7 protein-coding genes are annotated in these 7,249 nt (G+C 48.5%); 1 reads left to right on the top strand and 6 read right to left on the bottom strand.

What is annotated here, in order from left to right:
- Window positions 1-113 precede the first annotated feature (113 nt).
- The 5 genes from petJ to accD all read right to left on the bottom strand — a co-directional run bounded on the left by petJ (window position 114) and on the right by accD (window position 3,427).
- Window positions 114-467: a cytochrome c6 PetJ gene (gene petJ / locus AC5JLB_RS21380; protein ID WP_495875842.1), complete on the bottom strand. Its 354-nt coding sequence runs from the start codon at window positions 465-467 to the stop codon at window positions 114-116.
- Window positions 468-600: 133 nt separating this feature from the next.
- Window positions 601-1,011 (bottom strand): plastocyanin, encoded by a 411-nt coding sequence (petE, locus tag AC5JLB_RS21375; protein ID WP_495875841.1) that lies wholly within the window; start codon window positions 1,009-1,011, stop codon window positions 601-603.
- Between the two features lie 113 nt (window positions 1,012-1,124).
- Window positions 1,125-1,637, bottom strand: a complete 513-nt coding sequence (psbV2, locus tag AC5JLB_RS21370) for a photosystem II cytochrome PsbV2 (RefSeq protein WP_495875840.1) — start codon at window positions 1,635-1,637, stop codon at window positions 1,125-1,127.
- A gap of 26 nt (window positions 1,638-1,663) precedes the next feature.
- Window positions 1,664-2,155 (bottom strand): photosystem II cytochrome c-550, encoded by a 492-nt coding sequence (psbV, locus tag AC5JLB_RS21365; RefSeq protein WP_495875839.1) that lies wholly within the window; start codon window positions 2,153-2,155, stop codon window positions 1,664-1,666.
- A 333-nt stretch (window positions 2,156-2,488) separates the two neighbouring features.
- Window positions 2,489-3,427, bottom strand: a complete 939-nt coding sequence (accD, locus tag AC5JLB_RS21360; protein WP_495875838.1) for an acetyl-CoA carboxylase, carboxyltransferase subunit beta — start codon at window positions 3,425-3,427, stop codon at window positions 2,489-2,491.
- 906 nt (window positions 3,428-4,333) lie between these two features.
- On the opposite strand from accD, the gene AC5JLB_RS21355 reads away from it, so the two are divergent.
- Entirely contained in the window at window positions 4,334-5,383 is a 1,050-nt protein-coding gene (locus tag AC5JLB_RS21355) for a squalene/phytoene synthase family protein (protein ID WP_495875837.1), read from the top strand.
- Window positions 5,384-5,393: 10 nt separating this feature from the next.
- On the opposite strand, the gene AC5JLB_RS21350 is transcribed toward AC5JLB_RS21355, so the two are convergent.
- Window positions 5,394-7,112, bottom strand: a complete 1,719-nt coding sequence (locus AC5JLB_RS21350; protein WP_495875836.1) for a diflavin flavoprotein — start codon at window positions 7,110-7,112, stop codon at window positions 5,394-5,396.
- Window positions 7,113-7,249 lie beyond the last annotated feature (137 nt).

Raw genomic sequence — 7,249 nt, 5'->3', positions numbered from 1 at the left:
ACGGCTAAACCACAGGGCTGATGATTTCCGGTCTTATTTAATCCACGATCCTAAACAAAACCCTCCAAGGTCGCTTGGAGGGCTTATCGTCGGGGTTTGTTACCAGACGGTACTCACCATCCTGCTTCGGCTTGCTGAAGCACGTACTGAGCAACGGCCTTAACTTCAGAATCGGTCAATCGTCCGTCAAAAGCAGGCATTGCATTTTTGCCATGAGACACCTGCTGTCTAATTGCATCTACCGAGTTCATCGCATACTTTTCAAGAGCTTCTTTTCTCAGCGTTTTGTGAGAAATAATCACGTTGTTGCCACCAATATGACAGGCTGAGCAATTGGCGCTAAAGATGCGCTGACCGTCAGGCGCATCCGCCCCAGCAGAACTAGTTAGAGGGAAGAGAAAGAGCGCGATCGCAAGGCAAATGGCTAGTGGTAGCACCACGACTCGCATTGATAAAATTCTTTGCAAAATAATTCTCCTCTCTCAACCGCTAGCCAGAAGCGCTTTAATACCTTGTTAGATCCCTATTCTAAGACGGGAAAAGGAGGTTCTGGCTATTGATGAAAGAGGAGATGATTGAGTCAAATGGAGACTTCAAGAACTATTGAACGATCACTTTACCAACCATGCCAGCACCCCGGTGAGGCAAGCAGTAGTAGGAGTACTCACCCGCAGGCGTGTCCGCTGGGAAGTTTACTTCAAAACTCTTACCCGCGCCTTCTAAACCTTTGTGAGACAGCTTAGCGGCCAAATCTTTATTCCCATCAGGAACTTTAGCACTGTCAAACACAACGTTGTGAGGCGGCAAGCTGCCCACCTGCCACTGCACGGTATCACCCGGTTTGATAGTCACAACAGCCGGATCAAAGACTAAACCTTTCGGGGTTCCCATCTTGACATTGTAGGTTTCTGCTGCTGCAGGAGAAGCAGCCCAGAAAAAGCTGCTAGCGATCAGCATAACGGCACAGAATGCCAGTGAAATTCCTCGAAGAACAGAAGAAATCGATTTCATAGTGGTCTCTAGAACGAGTGGTTCTCTAACTTCTTTCGATATTTTACAGCTTGTCGTACTTCATCAATGCAGAGAGTTTCTGCAACTAAAGCTTAAATCTACTGAGCCTGCCTCTAAAACTGATCAGTTCCCCAGCCCGGCGCAACTTGGGCTGCCCGCAGAATAAACCCAGCCAAATGTTCAGCTTGCGATCGCGAAAGCCAACTCTCCGGGACTTCCCGGCAGTAAATCTCGTCTTCTGTACCGTCATAGCTCATTGGACGCCGCATATAAGCAACAAGCCGTTCAATCGTATCTCGCGGCGGCGTTGCCCCTTTTAGCGCCTCTAGCGACAACGAAACAGGGGGATTGGGTAACGTTGATCCGCCAACATGACAATTGGTACAGCTCCCACCAAAAAGTTTTTTCCCTTCGGTGATGTCCTCTGCCGAAAACAGGCGCGTCTGCCCTTGATCATCAAGCGCTAGCGGAATCGGCTCGGTCACTTTTAAGTAATAAGTCACGTAGGAATCAGCAGCATAGACCGGACGGCTGACCAATGCCAGTCCCACACAGACACAACAAAACACCGCGAAACCACGGAGCAGAAGAGCAGGAAGCCAGCGCAGAGTTTTGTGAATTAGCATGGAGCAATGGTCAGCAAGAGAATGAACTAGTAGTGGATTTTGCCGCCGCCCCACTGATCGCCGACAATTTTGGGCTGAAGTAGAACGTGTCCTGCGATCGCAACAAGGTCTTTGTCGGTGAGGTTCCGCATTTCAGGGAAGGTATCTTTGCTCTTGATGCTCGGATGCACTTCCGCGATCGAGGTAGACCCATCGTAGCTGGTGGGATCTTTCATATAATCCACCAACGCTTCGATGTTATTGCGAGGCGGTGTTGCCAAGTCAAGCGCTTCGGGGTCAAGCCCTACGTTAGGATCGGTCTTGGTGACACCACCTGCGTGACACTGGGCGCACGCGTATTGAAATAGACGCTTACCTTCTTTAACCTGCTTCAGGCTCAACACCGTAGTATCGCCTGCATCATTGACTGGAATGGTGCGAAGCTTAGCGTCTAATTCGGCAGCATTCACGCCTTGTACAAAAACTTGAAAGGCAAAAAAGACAGTGGCTACAGCAAGCCAAAGGCATCTTTTAAGCATGGTTCTCCTTAAATGTGGCTCAGTTACGAATTTCACAACACAACAGTCGATAATGGCAACCTCAATCCTTAAGACACTGTGACCCTCAAGACATTGCCCGTTGAGACACTGCCCTTTAAGACACTGCGCTTTGAGGAAGAGGCACTAGCCGTAGACTCATCGCTCGGTAGAACCTTCACCATGAGAACGGCTGATAGCGAAAATAGACTTCTTTAATACCAATATCACGTCGCTGTAACAATCCTTAGCCCAATTTGTAGAAGAATGAAGAGATTCTCAGAAAAGGCGGTATGGAAAGAGGCTCTCTTCTCTCCCCATGCGATCGCGAATTGATTAAAGAATCGAGTTGGGGACAACCGTAGTCAGCGTTTTAATGCCTGGGATCTGACTTCCTCCGGTATGAATCGGGAGAACGGTGGGCTGATGAAGCCGAATTAACTGAGCTAGTGTCTTCTTCAACTGAGTGCGAGACACGATCGCATCCACAAAGCCATGGGCTAACAGATATTCAGACGTTTGAAAGTCATCGGGGAGCTTTTCTCGTAAGGTTTGCTCGACAACCCGACGTCCAGCAAAGGCAATCGTCGCTTTCGGTTCTGCCAGAATGATGTCTCCTAACATGGCAAAACTAGCGGTGACCCCCCCCGCCGTTGGATGGGTCAACACTGGAACGTAGAGCAAACGGTTAGCGCGATGCCGTTCTAGTGCCCCGGACACTTTCGCCATTTGCATCAGGCTCAACATGCCTTCCTGCATCCGTGCCCCTCCTGAGGCACATAGAATTACCACTGGAAGCCGTTGCTGAGTTCCACGCTCGATCAGCCGAGTCAGCTTCTCACCAACAACTGAACCCATGCTGCCACCCATAAAGCGGAAGTCCATCACGCCCAAGGCTACAGAAGACCCTTCAATCTGTCCAATTCCGGTTTGCACCGCATCGGTGAGACGAGTTTTTTCCTGAGTTTCTCGCAAGCGATCGCTATAGGCTTTGCGATCGCGAAACTTGAGGGGATCAGTCGGCATCAAGCCTTCGTCAATGGCAACCCACGTATCCGCATCGATTAATTGACTAATGCGCTGATCGCTCGCGACGCGCATGTGATGATTGCACTCTAGGCACACCATTTGATTCAGTCGCAAATCTTTGGTATAGGTGAGGACGCTACAAGCTTCGCATTTTGTCCACAACCCATCTGCGATCTCCCGTTCTTGCCCGTCGGGGACAGAAGACCCTGATTTTTGTCGATTTGCAAACCAATCAAAAAGTGACATAGTAACTGTGTTCCTTAGTAGTAGTGCAGGGGACTAACGACATAAGAGGAAAGACGGTCTGATCGGACAAGAGTGCCCATCTCAGGTGTTTTCCCGGTGCTTTTTCGATTAGGTCTTTTATCTTCTATGACCAACCGCGTCGTTATCATTTCATCGATTACTGCTTCACCAAATTAGAGTTAGTAACTTAGAGCCTTGCACCGAATTCTAGAAGGAATTTAGTGAAGTTTGCAAAAAATTTTTAAAACAGCGTGCCGAAACGGCAATCTCAGATTAAAACTTTTTAAGACAAGACGTGTAAAAACTTGAAGTATTTTTTTGTAAAAACATTTTTATTCTTTCGCTCAGTGGCTCGAAGGGCGATCATTTAATAATGGAGGAGCCAGGATTTACATCATCAAGCAGAGTGTTGCCTTCTAGCCTCTAAGGTTGCCTTCTGGCCTCTAAGCTTGAGCGAACACAACAAGTCCTTCATTTTGGAACATTTAGGGGTGGGTTGTATGGATTCGTGAGCAATCTGTGTTCTGGCGTTCTGTCTGTCCACTGCTTAGCCATTTCTAGACTGTTAGAACGTCAGAAACATCGGTTAAAGAAGTTGGAGGGTAGTGGTGTAAACCCGTTAATCAGCTTCGATGCCGTGTCGTAACGATGCGACTGTCCAACTACGGCTCCATAACACTACTCAACGTCGCCGAAATTGTGAGTATTCCTCCTGATATTTCATAGTTTCGCTTAGGCATGCCTATTTCTTGTGGGCCGCTTTCACGTGCAAGAACCAAGGCGCAGTTAGCCTAATTTCAGAATGCTTGCATGTGATACAAAACACATTCTGTTGTTCTCCAAAAAATCTGGGAATTCTGAACCTGGAGCGCACTTTAGCAATTCGATGAGATTTTGACTTTTCGTATGAGTACTTTGTCGCTATCCCAATTAGTTGGTTCCTCGCACTATCTTGCGATCGCAGATGATGCCCTCAAGGACGAGGATAATGCCGCTTGGGTGATGGAGCTAGAGTTAGAGGCTCGGCAAGAATGGATTGAGCGCATTAGCTGGATTCGGCTGGCGGATCGGTTAGCTGAGAGCGACCTCCTAGACCCTCATGGTTCTGAGTTTCAGCGCTTTCAAGACGGTTGGAAGTGGCTAATGGCGACGGGTCAGGTGCAGCCTGTTAGCGGGCATCGAAAAGTGTTTGAAGCCATTCGCGATCGCTGGTTTTGTAACACTGACCCTGTAGGTCAGCTATCAATTAACTCGTGGAATCGGTACTTAGGCGCACTGGAGCGCTATCACCACAACAACAATCTTGTCTTCGACACCCTCGATCAGTTTGAGACGATGCTAGAGGAACTGGCAGCCTCTTTCTTTCAAGTACTACCCTTTTTGCCCGCTCATCATCGACGAATCGTCGGCGCGTTTGGCATGGTGGATCAGTTTTACAATATTCTGCGTGATCTGCAGGAAGACGCCAAGCAAGGCATTTGTTATTTGCCGACGGAAGTACTCGATCGCTTTGGTGTTAGCCGCACCGAAATCCTCGAATTGCGAGCCTATAACAATCCGGGCTACCGCTCCATGATGCAATTTTGGATTTATGACTATTTGCCACGGTTGTATCGTAAAGCGTATCCCTTTATTTTGTCGCCCGATCTACATCCCTCTTGGCAAATGCTGCGGGATTGGTCGCTGAACCGCTATAAGCGAATTGAGCGGATACTGCGTCGATGTGACTACGATTACAGAAGATTTCCGCACGTCTACTGGCAAGAAGTTCAACGAGATTTGGTGTTAATCCTACCAGCAAGATTTGCCAATTCCTCTTATTGTCATCTTCCTAAAGGAGGAAATAAAGGATGTTCAACAAAATTAACATATATCTCCTATCTATCTCGCAAATGCAAGCTGTTTCAGTTTACTAAGCAAGAGCCTAATGTTTTGATGGAGTTTGAATGCGGTTAGTAAGCTGCGGTTAATAAGATGTTCCTGACTTGCGGTGCAAGACGGCAGTTACGCCTTTCGCTTCCATAACCTTGCCATTATTCACCTCGGCGTAGAGCAGCCAATGATCACCGCATTCCATCCGGTTTTGAATGGTGCATTCGAGGTAGGCCAAAGCGTCCAGCAGAACTGGGCAACCATTGGCGGCAGGTTCTGTGTTGAGGTCGGCAAAGCGATCGTACTCTGATCCGGATTTCATAAAAGCCCGTCGAAGCTGCCGATCTTCTCTCAAAATATTCAGCACAAACGAATCGCCAATGTGATCGAGCCAGCCTTCCACGCGAGATTTTGCGATCGCCACCGTGACTCCCGGCGGATTGAAAGTGGCTTGAGAAATCCAAGACGTGAGAAAACCATTCCTTCGCTCGCCTTGTCTGACGGTGACGACGCACAGTGACCCGATGACACGACCGAGGGCTTGTTCGGTGCGATCGCTCTTTGTTTCAGCAACAAACGATCGCGGTTCTCGAACTTTCTTCGTTTTACGCAACACCTGAGCAAACTCTGCTCCCGCTTGCTCTGACTGCTGCAACACCTCGTCTGTCGGCTTGAACTTCACGCGAATCGTGTCAAATCCAAATGTGTAGCCTGCATCTTGAAGGCGGTTTTCAACGAGATCGATCGCTTCGCCGCTCCAACCATAGGAGCCAAAAACGCCTGCTACTTTAGTTTTCGAGGCATTAGAGAGGACTAAACCTAACGCTGTTTGAATCTGTGTCGGCGCGTGTCCTGCCAGCGTTGGAGTGCCGATAATGAAGCCGTCGCAGCGTTCTACAACCGCCGTCACATCGGATGGCTCAGCAAATTCACAGTTAACCGATTCAACAGTAATATCAGAGTCCGTGAGTCCTTTAGCGATCGCTTGCGCTACACTAGCGGTATTTCCGTAGGCAGAAGCGTAAAGCAAGGCGACAGAACGTTCTTGGTTTTTCTGCTCATCGCACCAGTTTCGATAGTCCAACATCAAGCGGCTGCGGCTGTAGCGGACAATGGAGCCATGAGCAACGGCATACATCGTGGCAGGAAAAGTTGAAAGTTCTGCGATCGCGGCTTCAACCTGTTTAGACTGCGCCGCGTGCAGACAGTCGAAGTAGTAGCGACGATCTTCGTCTAGCTGCTTCCAGTGCTCATCGAAAATAGAATCATCGCAGACATGCGATCCAAAGAATTTGTCTGTATAGAGAATCTGGGTGGCTGGATCAAAAACGCACAGTTCATCTACCCAGCGCGGAGTAGGCACAAAGGCGAATTGCAAAACATGTCCTTTGCCCAGATCGAGAGTGTCGTCATCTCGAACAATTTGAAGTTGGAGCGGAAGATTTGGAAAAGCTGTTTTTAAAGCATTGGCAGCCGGCTTAGAACAAACGATCGTGACCTGCGGTGCTAATTCAAGTAGCTTTTTGAGCGTTTCGAGGCGATTTTGATTCACGTGGCTCAAAATCACATAGTCGAGCTTCTGAAAGTACTGATGTTGATGGAGTTCGTGTACAAAAATATCTGTGAAAGACGAACCCGGCGGATCGATCAAGGCATTTTGTTCTGCTTGAATCAAATAGGCATTGGCAGTTGTGCCCTTTTGTCGCGCGTATTCGATTTCAAACTTGAGCCGATCCCAAGTGCGTGATCGCAGCACTTGCGTATCGACACCGATTTCGGCAATTTGCACGTCTCTGGGTCTAGAGTCTGACATAAGAAATGAGGGATGGGAGGAAGGGTAATGCTCCGCTTTCGCGAGGAGGGATGGTTGACAGCAACGCGATGAGAGAAGAAGTAGATGAGGGATAAGGGATACAACTCAAAGTTGCACTTGTCAAATTACACTTGCGC

Source organism: Myxacorys chilensis, from assembly GCF_059505265.1.
This window is presented reverse-complemented; position numbering and strand designations above follow the sequence as displayed.

What these genes read in the sequence shown, in the direction of transcription:
- petE (WP_495875841.1), bottom strand. Translation starts at nt 1,011, where the DNA reads ATGAAATCGATTTCTTCTGTTCTTCGAGGAATTTCACTGGCATTCTGT.
- accD (WP_495875838.1), bottom strand. Translation starts at nt 3,427, where the DNA reads ATGTCACTTTTTGATTGGTTTGCAAATCGACAAAAATCAGGGTCTTCT.
- psbV2 (WP_495875840.1), bottom strand. Translation starts at nt 1,637, where the DNA reads ATGCTAATTCACAAAACTCTGCGCTGGCTTCCTGCTCTTCTGCTCCGT.
- psbV (WP_495875839.1), bottom strand. Translation starts at nt 2,155, where the DNA reads ATGCTTAAAAGATGCCTTTGGCTTGCTGTAGCCACTGTCTTTTTTGCC.
- AC5JLB_RS21355 (WP_495875837.1), top strand. Translation starts at nt 4,334, where the DNA reads ATGAGTACTTTGTCGCTATCCCAATTAGTTGGTTCCTCGCACTATCTT.
- AC5JLB_RS21350 (WP_495875836.1), bottom strand. Translation starts at nt 7,112, where the DNA reads ATGTCAGACTCTAGACCCAGAGACGTGCAAATTGCCGAAATCGGTGTC.